The sequence below is a fragment of the Maricaulis sp. W15 genome, from assembly GCF_001924955.1.
Taxonomy (GTDB): Bacteria; Pseudomonadota; Alphaproteobacteria; order Caulobacterales; family Maricaulaceae; genus Maricaulis; species Maricaulis maris.
Genome location: NZ_LQXG01000016.1, coordinates 1 through 21,394, shown reverse-complemented (window position 1 = coordinate 21,394; position 21,394 = coordinate 1). Strand labels below are relative to the sequence as shown.

The following is a 21,394-nucleotide window of genomic DNA, read 5'->3' as shown; positions in this document are numbered from 1 at the left end:
GGTTCGCGACCGTCTATTCCCGGACCACAGCCAGCTCGAACGGGCCGACCGGCAGGCCGGCTCCGTCATAGAGCGGGCAGATCGGTGCGTCGGCCCAGCAATAGCGCACATGGCTGACGGGTCCCGCATCCGGAGCCAGCGACAGCACGATGTGATCATCGGCCAGCCGGGCCGGAACATAGCGGCATTCGTCGGCACTGCAGGCTTCATAACCGCCCGGCGCATCCGTGCTCATGGCATGCAGACCACCCTCGACATCGTCGAAACGCAGCACGATTTGATCATCCGCTCGGCGAGCGTCGCGTGGCCGTGCACCCCAGCCGGTCCCGGCGCCATCGTGCAGGACGTGGAGGGCGGCGCGGGCTGCGCGGCGCCCGACTTCCTGCTTGTTGGGCGGATGAATGTCGAGCCGGTCACCAATATCGATGGTGACCACCAGGCCGGCGCGTGGATCACGCTCGGCGACCCGGCGTTGGGCATCGCGCACCCGGGCCCAGCCGGAATTGACCGGCTGGTCCGCCAGGGCGCCGAAATTGGCCAGCTGCACGATCAGGGCCGGCATGTCCGCACCGAACTGGTTCCGCCAATCCGCCAGGAGTGTCTCAAGCAACCCCTCATAGGCGTCGGCCCGCCCGGTATTGGATTCGCCCTGATACCAGATCATGCCGGCCAAGCGGGTGTGTTCGAGCGGTGCGACCATGCCGTTATACATGCCGGTCAACCCGCCGACGGATTCCCATGGCGCCCGCGGTGGTGATCCGATCGAGGATGGAACCGGCGCAAAGCGCCAATCGCCGGCCAGCGCCACGGTGCTGCCATCGGCAAAGCGCAGGCGGACAGCCTCGTTCGGGCCGACCATGCCGCCGGCACCCCAGGTGTTGAGGACATTGACTGCGATCATGTTGCTGCCGGCGCGCAGGCTGCCTTGCGGCAGGTCATAGGTGCGGCCGGACCCCCAGCCGAAGGTCGCGCCAACGAATTGGCCATTGACCCAGCTGGCATCAACCTCGTCGATCCCGCCGAGATCGATCCAGGCGTCCTGGGCTGCCTGCACGGCATCCAGCTCGATTTGTCGCGTGAACCAGACCATGCCCAGATGCCGGTCCATCCCTTCGATGTCCCAGCTGCGCCAATCGCCCATCTGCGCCGGTGCCGGCTGGCCGGGTTCGGCCATCACCGCCTCATCGGTCCATGGCGCCGTGCCGGCGGCGTCCTGCCACCAGGCTTCCCATTCGACGCCGAAGCCGGCGCTGGCGGCGGCACGATCGGTGGCATAGAGGGCCAGCGTGTCGAGCGAAGCGTTGAAGTCGCCGGTCGTGCGCAAGCCATCGGCACTGATCCAGGCTTCGATCTGGGACCCGCCCCAGGAGGCGTCGATCAGTCCCATCGGGACATCGATACGGGCTTGCAGCTCACGAGCGAAGAAATAGCAGACAGCCGAGAAATCAGGGACGCTGTCGGGTGAGGCAATCTGCCAGACATCCGGATCGGCGTGGTCGGCCTGCGGCGTGACCTGGCTGTCATGGGCGATGGTCAGCAAGCGGATGGCGGGATTGTGCGGGCCGGATATCTCACTGCCCGGATTGAGCGCGCGAAGCACCGGGAATTCCATGTTGGACTGGCCGGAACACAGCCAGACATCGCCGACCAGGATATCATCGACCCGTTGCGCGACACCCTGCGCGGTGACGACTTCCAACGCCAGCCGCTCGCCGGCCGAATGGGGTGCAAAGACCGCCTGCCAACGGCCTTCGTCATCGGTTGTGGCGTCCTGGCTGTCGATGCCCAAGCGCACAGTGACCGTGGTGCCCGGCTCGGCCTGTCCCCAGATCGTGGCCGGCTGGTCGCGCTGGATCACCATGTGATCGGTGAAGATCGGGTCGAGCAGATTGAGGGTGGCGGGATTGTCCTGCACCGTACGGGCGGCAGCAACGGTCGGCTGTCCGGCCGAACAGGCGCCGAGGGCGAGTGCAATCACCAGGGCCGGCGACAGACGGGCATTCGGGCGGGCAAATTCGGTCATGTCTACCAATTCCACATCGAGCCGTCGGTCAGTCTGGCGACGGGAAGCTGCTTGGGGTCATAGGGGTATTTTGTGGCCAGCGCCTCGTCGATATCGACGCCGTGGCCGACCGCCTCGCCGGGATGGAGATAGCCGTCATTAAACGTATAGGCGTGCGGGAAGACGGCGTCGGTTTCTTCGGAATGGCGCATATATTCCTGGATTCCGAAATTGGGCACCCAGAGGTCGAAATGCAGCGCCGCGCCCATACAGGCCGGCGACAGGTCGGTGGCGCCATGACAACCGGTGCGCACTTGATAGAGCGCGGCCAGCCCGGCGATCTGGCGCAGATGGGTGATGCCGCCGGCGTGCACCACGGTGGTGCGGATATAGTCGATCAATTGTTCCTCGATCAGCGTTCGGCAGTCATGGATCGAATTGAAGATCTCGCCGACTGCGAGCGGGGTCGTGGTGTGTTGGCGTACGAGGCGGAAGGCGTCCTGGTTCTCCGCCGGCGTGCAGTCCTCCATCCAGAACAGGCGAAAGGGTTCCAGTGATTTGCCCAGCCGGGCCGCCTCGATCGGGGTCAGGCGGTGGTGGACATCGTGCAACAGCTCGATTTCCGGCCCGTAGGTGGCGCGCAGGCGTTCGAAGAGTTTTGGCGCGTGGTCGAGATAGGTCGAGGTCGTCCAAACAGTCTCGCTCGGCAAGGCACTGTCGGCGGGCTCGTAATAGAGACCACCCTTGCCAACGCCATAGGCCCCCTTGACCCCCGGTACGCCGGACTGGGCCCGGATCGCCTTGTAGCCCATGTCCTGATAGCGGCCGACCGCGTCGACGGTCTCCTCGATATCGGCGCCATTGGCATGGCCATAGACCAGGACGCCATCGCGTGAGGCACCGCCAAGCAATTGATAGAGTGGCATGCCCGCCGCTTTGGCCTTGATGTCCCAGAGTGCGGTATCAACAGCCGCGATCGCCGACATGGTGACGGGGCCGCGACGCCAATAGGCCCCGCGATAGAGATATTGCCAGATATCCTCGATCCGGTGCGCGTCGCGGCCGATCAGGAGCGGAATCACATGCTCTTCCAGATAGGCGACGACGGCCTTTTCCCGCCCGTTGAGCGTCGCGTCGCCGATGCCGTGAAGGCCCTGGTCGGTCTCTATTTTCAGCGTCACGAAGTTGCGACCGGGGCAGGTCACGATGACTTTGGCTGCGATTATCCTCATGGCGGGCTCCGGCACGCTTTCTTGTCAGACAATTGATTGACGCGCCACTGCGGCTCTGTCAACTTCACGGTAGATCCGGACATAAGGGGACAGGGGATGGCGACGAGAGCGGGCGCGCGACAGCGTTTCGGTCGGGCGATTTGCCGATGAGATTGCAGGCCGACCTGATTGCTGGCCTGCCGAAAGGGCTTGCCCGGCCGGGCTATGACCGTAGCCAGCCGGTCGGGATCGTGCACCTCGGATTGGGCGCTTTCCACCGCGCGCACCAGGCGGTCTGTTTCGATGCGCTTATGGCAGCGGGCGAGACCGGTTGGATGATCCGCGGTGCCTCGTTGCGCTCGCCCCGTGTTGCCGGCCAGCTCAATCCGCAGGACGGACTCTATACCTGCCAGATCCGCGACGCCGATGGCGAGCGGCGCCAGATCATCGGGGCCATTCGCGACGTTCTGGTCGCGCCGGACGATCCTGCAGCGCTGGTTGCCGCGATGGCCCATCCCGATACCGCCCTGGTGACACTGACCGTGACCGAGAAGGGTTATCTGCTTGATCCGCAAAGCGGTGCCCTGATGCTGGAGGCGCCGGAAATCCGCGCTGATCTCGCCGACGCGGCCCACCCGCGCAGTGTGCCCGGTCTTCTGGTGGCGGCGTTGGCGGCGCGCAGGGTGGCAGGCCTGCCACCCTTCACCGCCCTGTCCTGCGACAATATCCCGGACAATGGACGGCGTACGCGCCAGGCGGTGCTGGCCTTTGCCCACGCGCTCGATCCGGATTTGGCCGGCTGGATCGAAACCGAAGCGGCCTTTCCCTCTTCCATGGTGGACCGCATCGTACCGGCGACAACGGCGGCTGATATTGACGCGCTCGAGGCCAGTCTGGGTTATCGCGACGAGGCCATGGTCAAGACCGAGGGTTTTACCCAATGGGTGGTCGAGGATTGGTTCTCTGACCGGCGCCCGCCCTTGGAATCCGTCGGCGTCGAGATGACCGACGATGTCGCCGCCTGGGAGCGGATCAAGCTGCGCCTGCTCAACGGCTCGCATTCGACACTGGCCTATCTCGGCGCGCTGGCGGGCCACCGTTTTGTGCACGAGGCGATGGCAGCGCCGGGCTTTGACGCGCTCGTCAATGCGATCTGGGATGAGGCCCAGTCGACGCTGGATGCACCTGCGGGCTTTAACGCGGCGGCCTATCGCGCTGCCCTGGTGCAACGTTTTGCCAATCCGGCGCTGGAACACAGCCTGGTCCAGATCGCCATGGACGGGTCGCAGAAACTGCCGCAGCGCTTGCTGGCGACCTTGCGGGACCGGCTCGCGGTTGGTCTGGCCTCGCCGGCGATCTGCCTCGCCATCGCCGCCTGGATGCGCTGGCAGACGGGTGTGGATGAACAAGGCCGTGCCTATGACGTCGATGATCCGCTGGCAGACCGGACCCATGACGCCTTGGCCAGGGCCGGTGCCGATCCAGCGGCGCAGGTACAGGCATTGCTGGCAATCGAACCGGTGTTCGGGCGCGACCTCGCACGTCGCCCCGACGTGGTGGCGGCGCTGACAGACGCGCTGGCGGGGCTTTTGGATCGCGGTGCGGCCCGCTGTGTGGCGGCCGGGCTTGCCCGCCCGGTGCAGCCGGCGGATGCTTGAGGAGAGGCGGCGATCAGGATCACCAGCAAACGGGGAGGGCGTGTGAGCCGGACCAAGAAACGCACCGGCGGCGTGACGATGGATCACGTCGCGCGCGAGGCCGGGGTTTCGCTGATGACGGTATCGCGGGTCATGAACAATGTCCCCGGCGTCAAGGATTCGACCCGCGAAGCGGTGATGGGGGCGGTCAAGGCGCTGGGCTATTCCCCCAACGCCGCAGCGCGCAGCCTGGCCCGCAATGGTGCCGGCCGGATCGGGCTGCTCTATTCCAATCCGTCGGCGGGCTATCTGTCGCAATTCCTGGTCGGCGCGCTTGACGGGGCACAGACCAGCGGCGCCCTGTTGGTGATCGAGAAGTGCGACACCTCGTCGGACAGCGAGTCCGCAGCTATCGGGCGCTTGATTGCGGGCGGTGTGGCCGGCGTCATCCTGCCGGCGCCGCATGCTGAGTCTGACCGGGCCATCGCGGCACTGCGCGAGGCCGGTGTTGTCGCGATCGCGGTCGGGACCGGCCATCCCCGCCCTGACACCCACGCCGTGCGGATGGATGATTTTGCCGCCGCCACCGAGATGACGCGACACCTGATCGAACTCGGCCATCGCCGTATCGGTTTCATCAAGGGGGCCGTCAACCAGACTGCCAGCGTCGAGCGCCTGTTGGGCTTCGAGACCGAGATCCGGCGCGCCGAACCGCCGGCGGACCCCTTGGTCGAACCCGGTGATTTCACCTATCGGTCCGGCTTCGAAGCGGCTGAACGCCTGCTCACGCTCGACGATCCGCCGACCGCCATTTTCGCCTCCAATGACGACATGGCCGCCGGCGCCCTGGCGGCGGCGCATCGCCGCGGCCTGGATGTGCCGGGCGATCTGTCGGTTGCCGGTTTCGATGACACGCCGCTGGCCACGGCCGTCTGGCCGGAGCTGACAACAATCCGCCAGCCGGTCGCCCGCATGGCCGAGGCTGCCCTGCGTCTCGTTCTGCAGGAATCGCGTGACCAGTCGCGCCGTGATGCGCGATCGCTGATCGATCAACTCCTCCCGCACCAACTCATCGTGCGGGCCTCGACCGGACAGGTGCCGGGCAATTCCTGAAACTTTGGAGAGGGCGGCCGCGAAGGCTTGACTTCGTTGTCAGACAAAATGATGTTAGCGCTATTAAAAAGCCCGGAATGGGCACCATGCCACAGACAATCCTCGGGGGAGGAATGACCCAGCTTACTGACTGCCTGCCGGTGGACCGGAAGGACGCTGTCCTGATCGGCCGTCTGGCCCTGCCTGAAGGCCCGGCTCCGGTGCTGGTCCGCGATGGCCGGGTACAGGACATTTCCCGTTTCGCCCCGACGGTGTCTGACGCCCTGGCGAGCGCCGACGCACTACCCGGCGTGGGGGGGCGCGATCTCGGCGCGCTGGATGATCTCGGCCTGGTTGCCGATTTCGGCCCGGAACCGTCGGGTGCGGTCAAATTGCTCGCGCCGATCGACCTGCAATGTGTGAAAGCGTCTGGTGTGACCTTCGCCATCTCTGCCATCGAGCGGGTGATCGAGGAACGCGCCCAGGGTCATGCTGACCGCGCGCGCGATATACGCGACGCCCTGCAGGCCCGTATCGGCGCCGATATCGCGTCGGTCAAACCCGGATCCGACCAGGCCGCGCAACTCAAGGCAGCCCTGATCTCCGACGGCCTCTGGTCGCAATACCTTGAAGTCGCGATCGGGCCGGACGCCGAGATCTTCACCAAATCACCGACCCTGTCTGCGGTCGGCTGGGGTGACCGGGTGGGGGTGCGGTCGGACTCGTACTGGAATAACCCCGAGCCGGAAATCGCGCTGGTCTGTGATGCGAGCGGCCGTGTGGTCGGTGCCACGCTCGGCAATGACGTCAATCTGCGTGATTTCGAGGGCCGGTCGGCCCTGCTGCTGGGCAAGGCCAAGGACAATAATGCCTCCTGCGCTCTGGGTCCCTTCATCCGCCTGTTTGACGCCCGTTTCGGCATTGATGATGTTCGCCGGGCGGAGATTTCGCTGGAGATCACCGGGCCGGACGGATTCACCCTGACCGGCCAGAGTTCGATGTCGCAAATCAGCCGTGACCCGCTCGAACTCGTCGGCCAGGCGATTGGCAAACATCACCAATATCCCGACGGGTTCGCCCTGATGCTCGGCACCATGTTTGCGCCGGTCGCGGACCGCGACAAGCCGGGACAGGGTTTCACCCACAAGATTGGTGACCAGGTGACTGTATCGACGCCGCGTCTGGGCGCCCTGGTCAATGAGGTCACGACCTGTGATCTGGCACCGCCCTGGACGCTGGGGATATCCGGCCTGATGCGCAATCTGGCGTCCCGTGGCCTGTTGGGGAGTGCAGCATGAGCGGCGCGATCTATCCCTCCCTCAAAGGTAAGCTGGTCGTGATTTCAGGCGGCGGGTCGGGTATTGGTGCGGCGCTGACGGAAGGCTTTGCCCGCCAAGGCGCCCGGGTGGTCTTTCTCGACATTTGTGACGGGCCGGCCACAGAGATTGCAGACCGTTTGTCTGCTCTCGATCCGGCCCCGGTCTACCGCCATTGCGATCTGACCGATCTGGATGCACTGCATGCGTGTTTCGACGCGATCCGGACCGAGCTCGGCACGGTCGATGTCCTGATCAACAATGCGGCCAATGACGACCGTCACACCATCGCCGACGTGACCCCGGAATACTGGGACAACCGGATGGCGGTGAATCTGCGTCACAAATATTTTGCCACCCGCGAAGTCGCCGCCGGCATGAAGGCGCAGGGCTCCGGCGTGGTCATCAATCTCGGTTCGATTTCCTGGCACCTCGCCCTGCCGGACCTGTCAGTCTACCAGACCGCCAAATCGGCGATCGAGGGCATGACCCGTGCCTTGGCACGCGAGTTGGGGCCGGACGGGATCCGGGTGACCTGCATCGTGCCAGGCAATGTCAAAACACCGCGACAGGAGAAATGGTACACGCCGGAAGGCGAGGCCGAGATCGTTGCCGCGCAATGCCTCAAGCTGCGGGTTGAGCCCAAGGACATACTGGCCATGGCCCTGTTTTTGGCGTCCGATGACGCCCGGGCGTGTACGGGCCACGAGTATTTCGTCGATGCGGGCTGGAGATAGACGCATCATCAAAAAGGGCCAAAGGCCCGTATGGGGAGAGTTGGACAATGACAGATACGGCAGATAGCGCCGTGAGCACTTCGGCTCCCGCCGAAGCGCCCAATATGGGCTATATCCTGGCCATCGCGATCGTCGCCACGATCGGGGGCTTCCTCTTCGGTTACGACAGCGGCGTGATCAACGGCACGGTCGACGGCCTGCGAGCCGCTTTCAACTCGGAAGACATCGGTACTGGCTGGAATGTCGCGTCGATGCTGCTCGGTTGCGCCATCGGCGCCCTGATTGCCGGGCGTGCGGCCGATATTTTCGGGCGTCGCACCCTGCTGGTGGCCGCCGCGATCTTCTTCATCGTCTCGGCCTGGGGGTCGGGCATGGCCAACGGGTCGACCGAATTCGTGATCTACCGCCTGCTCGGTGGTCTTGCCGTCGGCGCGGCCAGCGTCATGGCGCCGGCCTATATCTCCGAGATCGCGCCGGCGGCCATTCGTGGCCGTCTCGCGACGATCCAGCAGATCGCCATCATTGCCGGCCTCTTTTTCTCTTTCCTGTCAAACTATCTGCTGGCGGAAACCGCCGGCGGTTCGACGGTGGAATTCTGGCTCGGCTTCGAGACCTGGCGCTGGATGTTCTGGATGGAACTCCTGCCGGCCGTGATCTTCCTGATCGCGCTGTTCTCGATCCCGGAAAGCCCGCGCTTTCTGGTCTTCAAGAAGAAGAATGAGCAGGCGACGGGCGTACTGACCAAGCTGTTCGGACCTGTCACGGCCAAGCGCAAGGTTGGCGAGATTGAGTCCTCGCTCGCTGCCGATCACCAGCCCAGCCTGCGTGACCTGATCAGCCCCATCACCAAGAAGATCCGCCCGATCGTCTGGGTCGGTATCGGTCTGGCCAGCTTCCAGCAACTCGTGGGCATCAACATCATCTTCTACTATGGCGCTGTGCTGTGGCAGGCGGCGGGCTTCACCGAGAGTGATGCCCTTCTGACCAACGTCTTGTCAGGCGCCCTGTCCATCGGTTCGGTGATCGTCGCCCTGCTGGTCATCGACAAGCTCGGCCGCAAGCCGATGCTGATCATCGGTTCGATCGGCATGGCGGTGACGCTGGGCCTGTGTGCTTTCGCCTTCTCGACCGGCGAACTCATCGACGGGTCGCTGAGCCTGTCCGACAACATGGCCCTCCTGGCCCTGGTCGCGGCGAATGTCTATGTGATGTTCTTCAACTTCTCCTGGGGTCCGGTCATGTGGGTCATGCTGGGCGAGATGTTCCCCAACCAGATGCGTGGCTCCGGTCTCGCGATTGCGGGGCTTTTCCAGTGGGGCACCAACTTCCTGATCTCTATCACCTTCCTCTCCCTGCTCAGCTCGATCGGGCTGGCCGGGGCCTACGGGATCTACACCGTGTTCGCCGTCATCTCGATCTGGTTCGTGATCAAGATGGTGCGCGAAACCCGCGGCAAGGAACTCGAGGATATGGAAGGCTAGTCAGTCACGACCCACCTTCGGCCCGGGCGACCCTCCGCCCGGGCCGATTTCTTTTATGCAGTCATTGACGGAAACGGCATGGCAAAGCCCGAACTGATCTGGGACTTGAAGGCGGAACTGGGCGAAGGGCCGGTGTGGTCGGCACGGGAGCGCTGTATCTGGTTCGTCGATATCAAGGGTCGAAAACTGCACCGCTACGGCGTCGACGACGGTGCGAAGTCGAGCTGGGACACGCCGGATCAGACCGGCTTTGCCCTGCCAGCGGAAGATGGCAACCTCATTTGCGGCGTGCGCGGCGGGTTGCATCGGTTCGATCCACACGATAGCCGCTTCTCCCTGATCGAAGCCGTTGAGCCGGACCGGCCGCAGAACCGACTCAATGACGGCTATGTCGCCCCGGATGGCTCGCTCTGGTTTGGCTCAATGGACGATAGCGAGGCCGCCAGGACAGGGGCCCTTTATCGCTGGACGCCGGACACGGGCCTGGTGCTGAAGGGCGATGGCTATGGCGTCACCAATGGTCCGGTCCTGAGCCCGGACAGCAAAACGCTTTATCATCACGACACGCTGGAAAAGACGGTCGAAGCTTTCGACCATGAGGCTGGGGCGATATCCAACCGGCGCGTCTTTGCCGTGATGGATGAGGGCTATTGCGATGGCCCCTCGATGGATAGTGCCGGCGTGCTGCATGTCGGCCTGTTCGGCGGCTGGGGCGTCGCGCGCTATGCGCCGGACGGCACAAAGCTAGGCAAGATCGATTTTCCGGTCGCCGCTGTCACCAAGGCGGCCTTCGGGGATGATGATCTGCGCACGCTCTACTGCACCACGGCCTGGCTGCACCAGACACCGGAAAGCCGGGCGAAGCAGCCGCTCGCCGGCGGTCTTTTCCGGGTCCGTGTGGACGTGCCGGGCCAGCCGCAATCCCTGATCAGGCTGTGAGCTTGCGACTGGTCGAGGGCGGCTATGAGCTGGCGGTCAACCCGGAGCTCGGCGGCGGCGTCACCGCACTGCGCTGGCAGGGCCGAGACATATTGCGGCCGACGCCGGCGGGTGCGAGCGATGTTCTCAAGGCGGCCAGTTTTCCGCTTGTCCCCTTTGCCAATCGCATCGCGCAGGCGCGTTTCGACTGGCGGGGCGATGGTGTCGAGCTGCCTGTCCTGCCCGCCTTTGCGCCGCATGCCCTGCATGGCACCGGCTGGCAATCAGCCTGGACCCATATCGAACAGGCCGGGCCGGGCCTTCTATTGGCCCTCGATCACCCGGCCGGCGCCTGGCCCTGGCACTGGGCGGCCCGGCAGCGTTTTGTCCTGTCGGCGACCGGGCTCGAGATCGCCCTCTCCCTGACCAATCTGGACGAGACCGACATGCCGGCCGGACTGGGTTTCCATCCCTGTTTCGCGCTGGCCGGCGAGCGGACCATCCGTTTTCGGGCCGATCATGTCTGGCCGGTTGGTGAGGACCTCATTCCCGACCGGCCGGCCGCGCCGCGCCAGGTCGCGGACTTCCGCCATGGCCAATCAGCTCGCGGTGAACGGCTGATTGATCATTGTTATTCAGGTTGGGATGGTTCGGCCCGGATTGACTGCGAGGCGGGCCGGGTCCGCGTAACGGCTTCGTCCGACGCCCGCCACCTGCACGTCTTCATTCCGCCGGGTGAGGGTCATGCCTGTCTGGGACCGGTCACCCACCGCCCCGATGCCATTCACGGGGCCGCGGGCGAGATGCCGGTCCTGGCACCGGGTCACACCCAGACGATCACCATGCGGATCGCGCTGGATCAGTCGTAGCTGTAAAGCCGCAGCCGCTGCAGGCCGATTTCGCCGGGTGGGAGCCGCAAATGGCGACCCTGATGGCTCTCATCGCCATTGAGGATGCGAGCGCCTACGAATTCACCGTCGACGAATTGCCCTTCGCGGATCTGGTCGATGCCGGCGATGGCACCGGGGTGGAGGTTTGACTGGAAGGTCAGCGTGACACCGTGTCCGAGCACCAGGAATTCTTCCGGCCCGGTCTGGATGATCAGGCCGCCATGCGTCTGGGGCGTTTGGGCGTCGCGCGGTGTCCACGGATCGATGAAGCGGACGGTGATTGTGTAATCCCCCATCGCGACGCTTTGATCGCTCAGATCGGGGGTGCCGTCATGGCTGACCGGTGGCCGAAAACCGGTGAGTGTGTCGTGGCCTTGGTGCTCCATCAGCAGGGCGGACATTACCGCCAGGCGGGAATAGGTCCGGCCGAGCAGGCTCGTCTCGGGTGACGGCGTGTTTTCGATGGAGAAGGGGCTGAATCCGATCGCGTCCAGCGCCCCGAATGCGAACAGGGCATCGGCCGGAGCCTCGGCCCGGCCGGCGCGATTGGCTTCGGGGATAAAGAGCGGATTGTCAGTCGTCCGGAAGGCCGAGATCCGGTCGGTGAAGTCGGGGAAATAGATATCGGGCGCCAGAAAATTGAGCGACGGGGCGCCAGCCTGCCAGATGTCGAACAGGTGCGGCAACGGGCCGGCGCTGGGGTATTGGCCGGGTGAATGACCCGGCCGATTGAGCGCCGCATTCACGAACATCGGGAGGTCATGCTCTGCCTGCCCGGCCATGGCGATCGCGTCGACATAGCGGGCAAAATGCCAGGCCATGAACATCTCGTCAGTGACGTCGCTGGCCCCGAAAACATCGGTCCAGCTGCCGGTTTCTCCGGATCGGTCACGCGCTGCCAGCACGGGGTCCGGAACCGGTTCCGCAAAGGCTGTATTGGCGACAGCGCTGTAATCGCGTGCGTTCGGCAGCATGCCGATCTCGTTTTCGATCTGGACCATGATCACCGTGTGCTGGCGGTCGACCTCGGCGAGGTGGGCCATCAGGGCAGTGAAGGCGCGGCGGTCGGCGTCGAGACTGGCGTCACTGAAGGGCGAGAGGATTTCCTGGGCCCGGCCATCCTCGCCCCGGGCGCGCGGAAATCGTTCGCCATCGCGCTTCACCCAGGCCGGGGCATCGCTCGACATCGAGTTCTTCCAGCTGGCAAACCACAGGATGACGACCCGCATGTCGTGGGCGCGCGCCTGTTCAAGCAATCCGTCGACCAGGGCAAAGTCGAATTCACCCTCAACCGGTTCGATCAATTCCCAATAGACCGGAGCCAGCAAGGTGTTGAGGTTGAGTGTGTCCAGGGTCGGCCAGGTCGCGTCCAGGGCGTCGAGGTCGGAGGCTGTGGAATTGCCGAGCTCGCCCCCCAGAATGAGGAAAGGCGCGCCATCGACAATGAGTTGCTGCGTATCACCATGCGGGCGCAGGTGCGGCCGGGTGTCGTTGTCGTCGGCCTGCGCCGAAACCGGCGCTAAAGCCAGTGCCAGGAGGATGGTGAGGGCGCGAAAAACCATGACGCCGCCGATCAATGATTGTCGCGCGGATTGCCGAATGTCTCGACGATACGGCGGTATTTGACGGCCGGTTCGAGGGCGGCACCGGTTTCCAGCTGGCCGATCGTGTCGCGCTGAAGCTCCTGCCAGGGCGTTTGCGAGGCCGGATAGGGATAACCGCCCGCGGCGTCCAGCGCATCACGGCGGTCGCGGATATCGTCTGCACTGACCAGCCAGTTCACGGTCGCAGTGTTGAGGTCGATCCGCAGTCGGTCGCCGGTGCGCAAGAGCGCGATATTGCCGCCTGCCGCCGCTTCCGGCGAGGCGTGCAGGATGGAGGGGGAGCCGGACGTGCCTGACTGGCGCCCGTCTCCGACGCAGGGCAGGACATTGATGCCGTGCTGGATGAGATAGGATGGTGGTCGCATGTTGACCACTTCCGCCGCACCGGGGTGTCCGATCGGACCCGAACCGCGCATCACGAGGATACCGTCATCACCGATATTCTCGGCCGGGTCGTCGATGCGGCGGTGATAGTCTTCCGGTCCGTCAAATACGTGCACCGTGCCCTGGAAGGCGTTTGGATCATCAGGGTCGGACAGGTAGCGGTCGCGGAAGGCCTTGGCGATAACGCTGGTTTTCATCAGGGCCGTGTCGAACAGATTGCCGGTCAGCACGATGAAGCCGGCATCCTTGAGGAGTGGCGCGTCAAAGGGCCAGATCACGTCTTCCAGGACGATTTCGGCGTCGCGGCAATTCTCGCCGATCGAGCGGCCATTGACGGTCCTGGCATCCTCGCGCAGCAGGCCTTGCTGCATCAGCTGGGCGGCGACGGCGGGAACACCGCCAGCCTGGTGAAAGTCTTCGCCGAGATAGGCGCCGGCCGGCTGCATGTTGACCATGAGCGGGATTTTGTGGCCGTGCGTCTGCCAGGTCTTGAGTGGCAGGTCGACACCGGAATGGCGCGCCAGGGCAGTCAGGTGCACCGCCGCATTGGTGGAGCCGCCAAGGGCGGAGTTGATCGCGATCGCGTTGAGGAAGGCGTCCTCGGTCAGGATGTCGGACGGTTTGAGGTCTTCATGGACCATCTCCACGATCCGCTTGCCGGTCTGGTAGGAGACTTGGCCGCGCTCGCGATAGGGCGCCGGGATGGCGGCTGAGCCGGGCAGGCTCATGCCGAGCGCTTCTGTCAGGCAATTCATCGTCGAGGCGGTGCCCATCGTGTTGCAATAGCCGACTGACGGGGCCGAGGTCGCCACCAGTTCGATGAAGCCCTCATAGTCCAGCTCGCCGCGCGCCATCATTTCGCGGGCCTGCCAGATGATCGAGCCGGAGCCGATCCGTTCGCCCTTGCGCCAACCATTGAGCATCGGTCCGACCGACAGGGCGATGGCGGGAATGTCGACGGTCGCCGCCGCCATCAAGCAGGCCGGTGCGGTCTTGTCGCAACCGACTGTCAGCACAACGCCGTCAAGGGGATAGCCATAGAGCAGCTCGACCAGGCCCATATAGGCGAGATTGCGATCAAGGCCTGCCGTCGGTCGCTTGCCGGTCTCCTGGATCGGATGGACCGGGAATTCAAGGGCGATGCCGCCGGCTTCGCGGATGCCCTCGCGAACGCGCTTGGCTAGTTCGATATGGTGGCGGTTGCAGGGGGCAAGGTCGGACCCGGTCTGGGCAATGCCGATAATCGGCTTGCCCGAGCGCAGCTCCTCCAAAGTGAGGCCGTAATTGAGATAGCGCTCAAGATAGAGCGCGGTCATGTCCGGGTTTTCCGGGTTGTCGAACCAGGCGCGTGATCTCAAGCGTTTTGTCATGAAGCTCTCTATTGCAGGTCGTGACACCATTCTCTGGGCGCCAGAATACTCCGACAAATAGATTGCATTTTGACAGCAAGCAAGATGCTGCGTCGCCCCGGCGCGACGCGACATGTCATGAATTGCAGCAGAATCAGCCGGAGTCGTCGCCGCCCGGACGCTTTTGGCTGCGTCGCAGGGCGCGGGCCGTATCGCGCAGGGCGGCTCCGACGAGGTCTTCCATCGCGCTGCGCGCCGCTTCCGGGCCGCCGGCGGCGATGGCATCGAAGACGCGCCAATGGTCCGGCATCGGGTCACGCGGAAGCTCGTCCTTGCGTGCCTTGTAGACCGTGGTCCATCGCACACCCGCCCCGATCGTGCTGGCCAAGCTGCGCAGTGGCATGTTGCAGGAGGCATCCAGCACGGCGTCGTGGAAGGCGCGGTCCGCGATCTGGCCGGCCTCGGTGGTGAGCGTGTGTTTTTCCATGTTCATCAGGGCTTCGCGCATCACGGTGAGATGGTGTGGCTCGCGGCGTTCGGCGGCCAGTGCGGCGGCGGCTGGCTCAATGATCATGCGCAGTTCAAACAGGCCGTCGATCAACTTGGGGTCAGGCTCGGAGGCGAAATACCAAGCCAGGACATCCGGATCGAGCAGGTTCCAGCGTGTCGCCTGGGTGACCCGGGTTCCGGTCTTCGGCCGGCTCTCGACCAGGCCCTTGGCCGAGAGGATGCGCACCGCTTCGCGATAGGCGCTGCGCGACACTTTCAGGCGTTCGGAAAAATCGATCTCATTGGGCAATGTCTCGCCCGGTTGATATTGGCCGGAGACGATGGCGACGCCGAGATCATGGGCAATCGTGCCGTGGATGCGGGCCGGATTGCCGGTACGCCGACGCGGTTTGTCCTCGGTCCTGTCGCTCGGCGCCATGTCGATTGTCCTTCCGTCCTGCGCCTGTCGCAGGTCTGGTCCGGCGGCAATAACCACCGCGATTTCTGATGCTTTTGTTCCTACGGTCATACTTCCCGGGGGCAGGGGTGTCTATATCAGGGCATTTACTCCGACAAATGCATTGACCTTCCCCCCATGCCTCGTCTTAGTATCGCGCAAATAGTAAGCGCCGGACGGTCTCTAATCCGGCCTGTGATAGGGGAAGACACCAGTATGAGCGCCCAGACGCCTGCCTTCGATATTGTCCGGCTGACGCGCCGGATTGCCGCACCCGCGGCCCTTCTTGCCACCCTCGCCAGTCAGGCAGCCTGCGCCGCGCAGGACGTTGACCGGCCTGGTCCGGACGCGATCTATCGCGACGCCAGCCAGTCGGTCGAGGCTCGTGTCGAGGACCTGCTCTCGCGCATGACGCTGGAAGAGAAGGTCGCCCAGATGATCGGCATCTGGCAGAACAAGGCCGAGATTCAGACCCCGTCCGGCGATTTTTCGCCCGAGCGTGCCTCCGAGAACTACCCCAATGGTCTCGGCCAGATCTCCCGCCCCTATGACCGCCAGGGTGTCGAACCCGGCACAACGGCGGCCGGCGCCAATGCCGGCGTACTCAATCGGGAAGAACGCGAGACGGTTGAATACATCAACGCCGCCCAGCGCTGGGCCATTGAAGAGACCCGCCTGGGAATTCCGCTCCTGTTCCACGAAGAGGCCCTGCACGGCTATGTCGCGCCGAACGCGACCAGCTTCCCGCAATCCATCGGCCTGGCCTCGACCTGGGACACCGAGTTGCTGGAGGATGTGTTCAATGTCGCCTCGCGTGAAATGCGCCTGCGCGGTGTCCACCTGACGCTGGCCCCGATCGTCGACATCGCCCGCGATCAGCGCTGGGGACGGATCGAGGAGACCTATGGCGAGGACCCCTATCTGGTGTCCGAACTGGGCATTGCCGCCGTGCGCGGTTTCCAGGGCGATGATCTGCCATTGGCGCAACACCGCGTCTTCGTGACGCTGAAGCACATGACCGGCCATGGCCAACCAGAAAGCGGCATGAATATCGGCCCGGCACAGATCTCCGAACGGGAATTGCGGGAGAATTTCCTGCTGCCCTTCGAGCGCTTGGTCGAGGACACAAATGTCATGCAGATCATGGCTTCCTATAACGAGATTGATGGCGTCCCCAGCCACGCCAATCGCTGGCTCCTGACCGATGTCCTGCGCGATGAGTGGGGCTATGCGGGCCTGGTCGTCAGTGATTATTTCGCCATTCGCGAGCTGATCAGCCGACACGGCATGTATGACAATATCGAGGACGCGGCTGTCCGCGCCCTGGAAGCCGGTGTTGATGTCGAGCTGCCGCATGGTGATGGCTTTCTCAGCCTGCCCGACATGGTGGCCGCGGGCCGGATCAGCGAAGAACAGATCGATACGGTCGTGCGTCGCATCCTGCGCCTGAAATTCCTGACCGGCGTCTGGGAAAACCCCTATGCCGATGCCGATGCGGCCGTTGCCGGAACGGCCACGGATGATGCCATTGCCCTGGCCCGCACCGCGGCGCAACGTGCCATGGTGCTGTTGGAAAACCGGGACAACACCCTGCCGCTTGATCCGGATGCCATCGGCACACTGGCCGTGATCGGCACCCATGCGGTCGACACCCCGATCGGCGGCTATTCCGACCAGCCGCGCCATGTGGTCAGCATTCTGGAAGGTTTCCAGCAGGCCGCCGGTGACCGGTTCGACGTGGTCTATTCCGAAGGCGTGCGCCTGACCGAGAGCCGGCAATGGGCGGCCGACCAGGTCGATCTCGTCGATCCGGCTGTCAATGCCGAACTGATCGAGGCGGCCGTGGCAACTGCCCGCGAGGCCGACGTCATCCTGATGGTGCTCGGCGAGAACGAGCAGCTCAGCCGCGAAGCCTGGGCCGACAACCATCTGGGCGACCGCGCCGACCTGCAATTGGTCGGCCAGCAGCTCGACCTGGCCCGCGAGATATTCGCTCTCGGCAAGCCGACCATCGTCGTGTTGCTGAATGGCCGTCCGCTGGCGGTCAACTTCCTGTCCGAGAATGCCGACGCCCTGATCGAGGGCTGGTATCTGGGTCAGGAAACCGGCAATGGCGTCGCTGACGTCGTGCTGGGCGAGGTCAATCCGAGTGGCCACCTGCCGGTGACGATTGCCCGTTCGGTCGGCCAGCTGCCGGTCTTCTACAATCACAAACCCTCGGCCCGCCGCGGTTATCTCTTCGATGAGGAAGCGCCGCTCTACCCGTTCGGCTATGGCCTGTCCTACACCACGTTCGACTATTCCGAGCCGCGCCTGGTCGAGGACACAATCACGGTCGGTGAGAGTGCCTTTGTCGAGGTTGATGTGACCAATACCGGCGACCGGGCCGGTGATGATGTCGTCCAGCTTTATATCCGCGACGATCTCGCCGTGGTGACGCGGCCGGTCCTGCAACTGGCCGGTTTCCAGCGGATCTCGCTCGCGGCCGGCGAAACGCAGACCCTGCGCTTCGAGGTCACCGAGCGTGCGATGTCATTGTGGAATCTCGACATGGAACGGGTGGTCGAACCCGGCGCTTTCACCCTCTCGGTAGGCGCCGATTCAACCGACCTGCAGGCGGTGACACTCACCGTGACGGCAGACTGAACCGACGTAACGACACGCAACCGAAAGGCGGACCCATGCGCTGGATGTCTGACTGGCATATTCTTCCGGCCGCCCTTGCGGTCATCCTGGTCGCCTGTCAGCCGGTGGCTGGCAGCCAAGAGGCCTCCTCCGAGGCGGACGTCGGGACAGATTGTGCGGGTGCAGCCGCGATCTGTCCCGGTCGTCCCGCGGCGGACGGGTTCGCGCTGGTCGCCGACGGGCTGGCCGCGGCCATCATGACCGATCCGGCCGATGACCCCGGCCTGCTGCGAGCCGCCGGCGACCTGGCCGAAGACCTGGCCGCCGTCTCCGGTCAGCCGGTCGCTGCCGACGCGGACGCATCCGCCGGTCGCGCCATCATCGTCGGCACGCTGGGCGGCAATGCCCTGATCGACGCCCTGGTCGCGGACGGGCGGCTCGACGTGTCCGGCGTTGACGGTGTGTGGGAAGCCTATCTTCACCAGGTCGTCGACAATCCGGCACCCGGCATCGACCGGGCGCTGGTCATCGCCGGCGCCGATATGCGCGGCGCGATCTATGGCGTCTATGACGTTTCCCGCGCTGCCGGGGTCTCGCCCTGGCATTGGTGGGCCGATGTGCCGATTGACTGGCACGACCAGCTCCAGGTCTCGGCAGGTCGCCGGATCGACGCGCCGTCGGTGCGCTATCGCGGCATCTTCCTGAATGATGAAAACCCGGCCCTCTATGGCTGGGTCAATGAGACCTATGGCGGTTTCAACCATGATTTCTATGAGCAGGTCTTCGAGCTGATCCTTCGCCAGCGTGGCAATTATCTCTGGCCAGCCATGTGGGGCAAGGCTTTCTCCGACGATGACCCGCTCAACGCACCGACTGCTGACCTGTATGGCGTCGTCATCGGGACCTCGCACCACGAACCGCTGATGCGGGCGCATGTCGAATGGGCGCGCTATGGCGAGGGGCCTTGGGATTTCGCGGCCAATGCAGACACCTTGCGTGAATTCTGGCGCGAGGGTGTCGAGCGCATGGGCGATCATGAGAGCCTGGTCACGATCGGCATGCGCGGCGATGGCGATGAAGCCATGACCGAGGGCACGGCCATCACCTTGCTGGAAAGCGTGGTTGAGGCGCAGCGCGAGATTATCACCGACGTGACCGGTCGCCCGGCCTCCGAGACGCCGCAGGTCTGGGCGCTCTACAAGGAAGTGCAGGATTATTTCGACCAGGGCATGGATGTGCCCGAAGACGTGACCCTGCTTTTCGCCGACGACAATTGGGGCAATATCCGTCGCCTCCCGGCCCGTGGCGCCACGCGGGAGGGCGGTTTCGGCGTCTATTACCACTTCGATTATGTCGGTGATCCGCGGAATTATAAATGGCTCAACACCAACCAGATCGAGCGCACCTGGGAGCAGATGAACCTGGCCTGGGAACACGGCGCTGACGCGCTATGGATCGTCAATGTCGGTGACTTGAAGCCGATGGAATTCCCGATCAGCTTCTTTCTTGACCAGGCTTGGGATCCCGAAGCGATGACGCTGGAGGCGATGTCCGGCTATACTCGCGACTGGGCCGCCGAGCAGTTCGGCGAGGCTGAGGCCGAGGCGATAGCCGAGCTCCTGACCCGCTACACGCAGTATAATTCGCGGCGCAAACACGAGCTCATCACGCCGTCGACCTTTTCGCTGACCGGGTTTGACGAAGCCCGGCGTGTCCTGGCCGACTGGCAGGCATTGGCCGATATGGCGGATGCCGTACGCGCCCGTCTCGCCCCGGAATATGACGATGCCTTCGTGCAACTGGTCTGGTTCCCGGTGCATGCCAGCGCCAATCTGACGGCGCTGCATGTCGAGACGGCCCGCAACCGGCTCTACGCATCGCAAGGCCGGGTCGAGGCCAATGCCGCAGCGGATGAAGTCGAGCGCCTGTTTGCCCGCGATGCCGAGCTGACCCGCATCTATCACGAGGAGGTGGCCGGCGGGAAATGGAACCATTTCATGTCCCAGACCCATATCTCCTACACCTATTGGCAGCAGCCGGAGGTGGATGTCTTGCCCAGCCTGGTGCGTATCGAACCGCGTGCCGGCGCCCATCTTGGCCTGGCCCTGTCGAATGGCGGCGAGACCTTCCATTTCGAACGCTACGGCATGGAAACCCGCCGTATCGAATTGTTCGACCGAGGTACCGAGACGGCCATGGCCGAGCTGTCCAGCAGCGTGCCCTGGATAAACTTGTCGCGGACAAGCGGCGGGGTCGGTCCGGTGAGCCTTTCCATCGATTGGAGCGCGCTTGAACCCGGCCGACATACGGGCCGGATCACCGTAACCGGTTCGGGGGATGCCCTGTATGAAATCCCGGTGGCGGCGATCCAGCGTCCCGCGATCACGGATGCCGGCATCGCCATCGAGGCCGACGGCCATGTCACGCTGGAAGCCGCCGGGCATGCCCGGGCCGTGGATGGTGACACGGTGCGCTGGATCGAGATCCCTGACATCGGCCGGACCGGGTCCGGCATGACGGTCCTTCCGGCCAATTCGGCCGACTTCGAGCCCGATGGCACCGGCCCTCATCTCGACTATCCGGTGCAAATCTGGACGGCAGGCCATGTCGAGATCGATGTGACCTTGTCGCCGACACTGGATTATCTCGATCGCGGCGGCTTGCGGTTTGGGGTTTCGCTGGATGATGGCCCGGTCGAGGTCGTCAATATTCATGCCGATGACCGCCATGAGGTCTGGCAGGAAAATGTCCGGACGAACGTGACGGTGCAAACGACCCAGCATGTTGTCGAGACACCCGGCCGGCATACTGTCCGCCTCTGGCTGATCGACCCCGGCCTGGTCTTCCAGCGTGTCTCTGTGCGCACAGGCGACCTTCCCGACAGCTATCTGGGACCGCCCGCCAGCACGCTCAGCGAGTAGGCCCAAACACCGATATCGCCATGGCGCGTGCGCCTGGCGGGATGGGCAGGAGGGGAACGGGATGTCGGCCAATGCCGATAACCGGTTTGATTTGAAAACGTGACATCGCCGACATCCCGTTCGCGGAGATTTCCCGGACGCTCTCGCCCCCGATTCCAATGCGCCAGGTACTGAGGGTCGGTCGTTTAGTGCCCCTGGACCTGATCGCACGCCCTGCCGGAGCATCGGGATGTCATCCCCGACACGCGGACAGGCTCCGCTCGTTTCCGGGCACAAGTGAC

The 21,394-nt window shown here is 64.3% G+C and carries 14 protein-coding genes; 9 read left to right on the top strand and 5 right to left on the bottom strand.

Features of this window, described 5'->3' with window-relative positions; all coding sequences use genetic code 11:
• Positions 1–13: 13 nt before the first annotated feature.
• Positions 14–2,023, bottom strand: coding sequence for a sialate O-acetylesterase (locus tag AWH62_RS08115; RefSeq protein WP_075189986.1), 2,010 nt, complete (start codon positions 2,021–2,023; stop codon positions 14–16).
• Positions 2,024–2,025: 2 nt separating this feature from the next.
• Positions 2,026–3,234 carry a D-mannonate dehydratase ManD gene (gene manD / locus AWH62_RS08110; protein ID WP_075189985.1) on the bottom strand — a complete coding sequence of 403 codons (1,209 nt, stop codon included), beginning with the start codon at positions 3,232–3,234 and terminating at the stop codon, positions 2,026–2,028.
• Between the two features lie 146 nt (positions 3,235–3,380).
• Here manD and AWH62_RS08105 point away from each other — a divergent pair, with 146 nt between their 5' ends.
• The 7 genes from AWH62_RS08105 (at position 3,381) to AWH62_RS08075 (ending at position 11,263) form a co-directional block, all read left to right on the top strand.
• A complete protein-coding gene (locus AWH62_RS08105; protein ID WP_075189984.1) occupies positions 3,381–4,871 on the top strand; it encodes a mannitol dehydrogenase family protein in 1,491 nt (496 codons plus the stop codon).
• A 42-nt stretch (positions 4,872–4,913) separates the two neighbouring features.
• Complete coding sequence (locus AWH62_RS08100) at positions 4,914–5,963, top strand: LacI family DNA-binding transcriptional regulator (RefSeq protein WP_198928872.1); 1,050 nt, start codon at positions 4,914–4,916, stop codon at positions 5,961–5,963.
• A 113-nt stretch (positions 5,964–6,076) separates the two neighbouring features.
• Positions 6,077–7,240, top strand: coding sequence for a fumarylacetoacetate hydrolase family protein (locus AWH62_RS08095; protein WP_075189983.1), 1,164 nt, complete (start codon positions 6,077–6,079; stop codon positions 7,238–7,240).
• Positions 7,237–7,995: an SDR family NAD(P)-dependent oxidoreductase gene (locus AWH62_RS08090; RefSeq protein WP_075189982.1), complete on the top strand. Its 759-nt coding sequence runs from the start codon at positions 7,237–7,239 to the stop codon at positions 7,993–7,995. Before AWH62_RS08095 ends, AWH62_RS08090 begins: the two co-directional genes overlap by 4 nt.
• A gap of 47 nt (positions 7,996–8,042) precedes the next feature.
• On the top strand, positions 8,043–9,476 hold the full coding sequence (locus AWH62_RS08085) for a sugar porter family MFS transporter (protein ID WP_075189981.1): 1,434 nt from the start codon (positions 8,043–8,045) through the stop codon (positions 9,474–9,476).
• 78 nt (positions 9,477–9,554) lie between these two features.
• Positions 9,555–10,415 carry an SMP-30/gluconolactonase/LRE family protein gene (locus AWH62_RS08080; protein ID WP_075189980.1) on the top strand — a complete coding sequence of 287 codons (861 nt, stop codon included), beginning with the start codon at positions 9,555–9,557 and terminating at the stop codon, positions 10,413–10,415.
• Positions 10,412–11,263 (top strand): aldose 1-epimerase, encoded by an 852-nt coding sequence (locus tag AWH62_RS08075; protein WP_158025587.1) that lies wholly within the window; start codon positions 10,412–10,414, stop codon positions 11,261–11,263. The genes AWH62_RS08080 and AWH62_RS08075 overlap by 4 nt, the downstream gene beginning before the upstream one ends.
• Here AWH62_RS08075 and AWH62_RS08070 read toward each other — a convergent pair.
• The 3 genes from AWH62_RS08070 to AWH62_RS08060 all read right to left on the bottom strand — a co-directional run bounded on the left by AWH62_RS08070 (position 11,254) and on the right by AWH62_RS08060 (position 15,549).
• Entirely contained in the window at positions 11,254–12,846 is a 1,593-nt protein-coding gene (locus AWH62_RS08070; RefSeq protein WP_075190277.1) for a DUF5597 domain-containing protein, read from the bottom strand. The two genes, AWH62_RS08075 and AWH62_RS08070, sit on opposite strands and share 10 nt — an antisense overlap.
• Before the next feature lie 11 nt (positions 12,847–12,857).
• Complete coding sequence (locus AWH62_RS08065) at positions 12,858–14,642, bottom strand: IlvD/Edd family dehydratase (RefSeq protein ID WP_075189978.1); 1,785 nt, start codon at positions 14,640–14,642, stop codon at positions 12,858–12,860.
• A 133-nt stretch (positions 14,643–14,775) separates the two neighbouring features.
• Entirely contained in the window at positions 14,776–15,549 is a 774-nt protein-coding gene (locus tag AWH62_RS08060) for a FadR/GntR family transcriptional regulator (RefSeq protein ID WP_075189977.1), read from the bottom strand.
• A 234-nt stretch (positions 15,550–15,783) separates the two neighbouring features.
• On the opposite strand from AWH62_RS08060, the gene AWH62_RS08055 reads away from it, so the two are divergent.
• Positions 15,784–18,213 (top strand): glycoside hydrolase family 3 N-terminal domain-containing protein, encoded by a 2,430-nt coding sequence (locus AWH62_RS08055; protein ID WP_075189976.1) that lies wholly within the window; start codon positions 15,784–15,786, stop codon positions 18,211–18,213.
• A gap of 35 nt (positions 18,214–18,248) precedes the next feature.
• Complete coding sequence (locus tag AWH62_RS08050) at positions 18,249–21,113, top strand: glycosyl hydrolase 115 family protein (RefSeq protein WP_198928871.1); 2,865 nt, start codon at positions 18,249–18,251, stop codon at positions 21,111–21,113.
• Positions 21,114–21,394 lie beyond the last annotated feature (281 nt).

Bases quoted from the DNA above. Each gene is read 5' to 3' on its own strand.
- AWH62_RS08115 (WP_075189986.1), bottom strand. From the start codon at position 2,023: ATGACCGAATTTGCCCGCCCGAATGCCCGTCTGTCGCCGGCCCTGGTG.
- manD (WP_075189985.1), bottom strand. From the start codon at position 3,234: ATGAGGATAATCGCAGCCAAAGTCATCGTGACCTGCCCCGGTCGCAAC.
- AWH62_RS08105 (WP_075189984.1), top strand. From the start codon at position 3,381: ATGAGATTGCAGGCCGACCTGATTGCTGGCCTGCCGAAAGGGCTTGCC.
- AWH62_RS08095 (WP_075189983.1), top strand. From the start codon at position 6,077: ATGACCCAGCTTACTGACTGCCTGCCGGTGGACCGGAAGGACGCTGTC.
- AWH62_RS08090 (WP_075189982.1), top strand. From the start codon at position 7,237: ATGAGCGGCGCGATCTATCCCTCCCTCAAAGGTAAGCTGGTCGTGATT.
- AWH62_RS08085 (WP_075189981.1), top strand. From the start codon at position 8,043: ATGACAGATACGGCAGATAGCGCCGTGAGCACTTCGGCTCCCGCCGAA.
- AWH62_RS08080 (WP_075189980.1), top strand. From the start codon at position 9,555: ATGGCAAAGCCCGAACTGATCTGGGACTTGAAGGCGGAACTGGGCGAA.
- AWH62_RS08070 (WP_075190277.1), bottom strand. From the start codon at position 12,846: ATGGTTTTTCGCGCCCTCACCATCCTCCTGGCACTGGCTTTAGCGCCG.
- AWH62_RS08065 (WP_075189978.1), bottom strand. From the start codon at position 14,642: ATGACAAAACGCTTGAGATCACGCGCCTGGTTCGACAACCCGGAAAAC.
- AWH62_RS08060 (WP_075189977.1), bottom strand. From the start codon at position 15,549: ATGGCGCCGAGCGACAGGACCGAGGACAAACCGCGTCGGCGTACCGGC.
- AWH62_RS08055 (WP_075189976.1), top strand. From the start codon at position 15,784: ATGAGCGCCCAGACGCCTGCCTTCGATATTGTCCGGCTGACGCGCCGG.
- AWH62_RS08050 (WP_198928871.1), top strand. From the start codon at position 18,249: ATGCGCTGGATGTCTGACTGGCATATTCTTCCGGCCGCCCTTGCGGTC.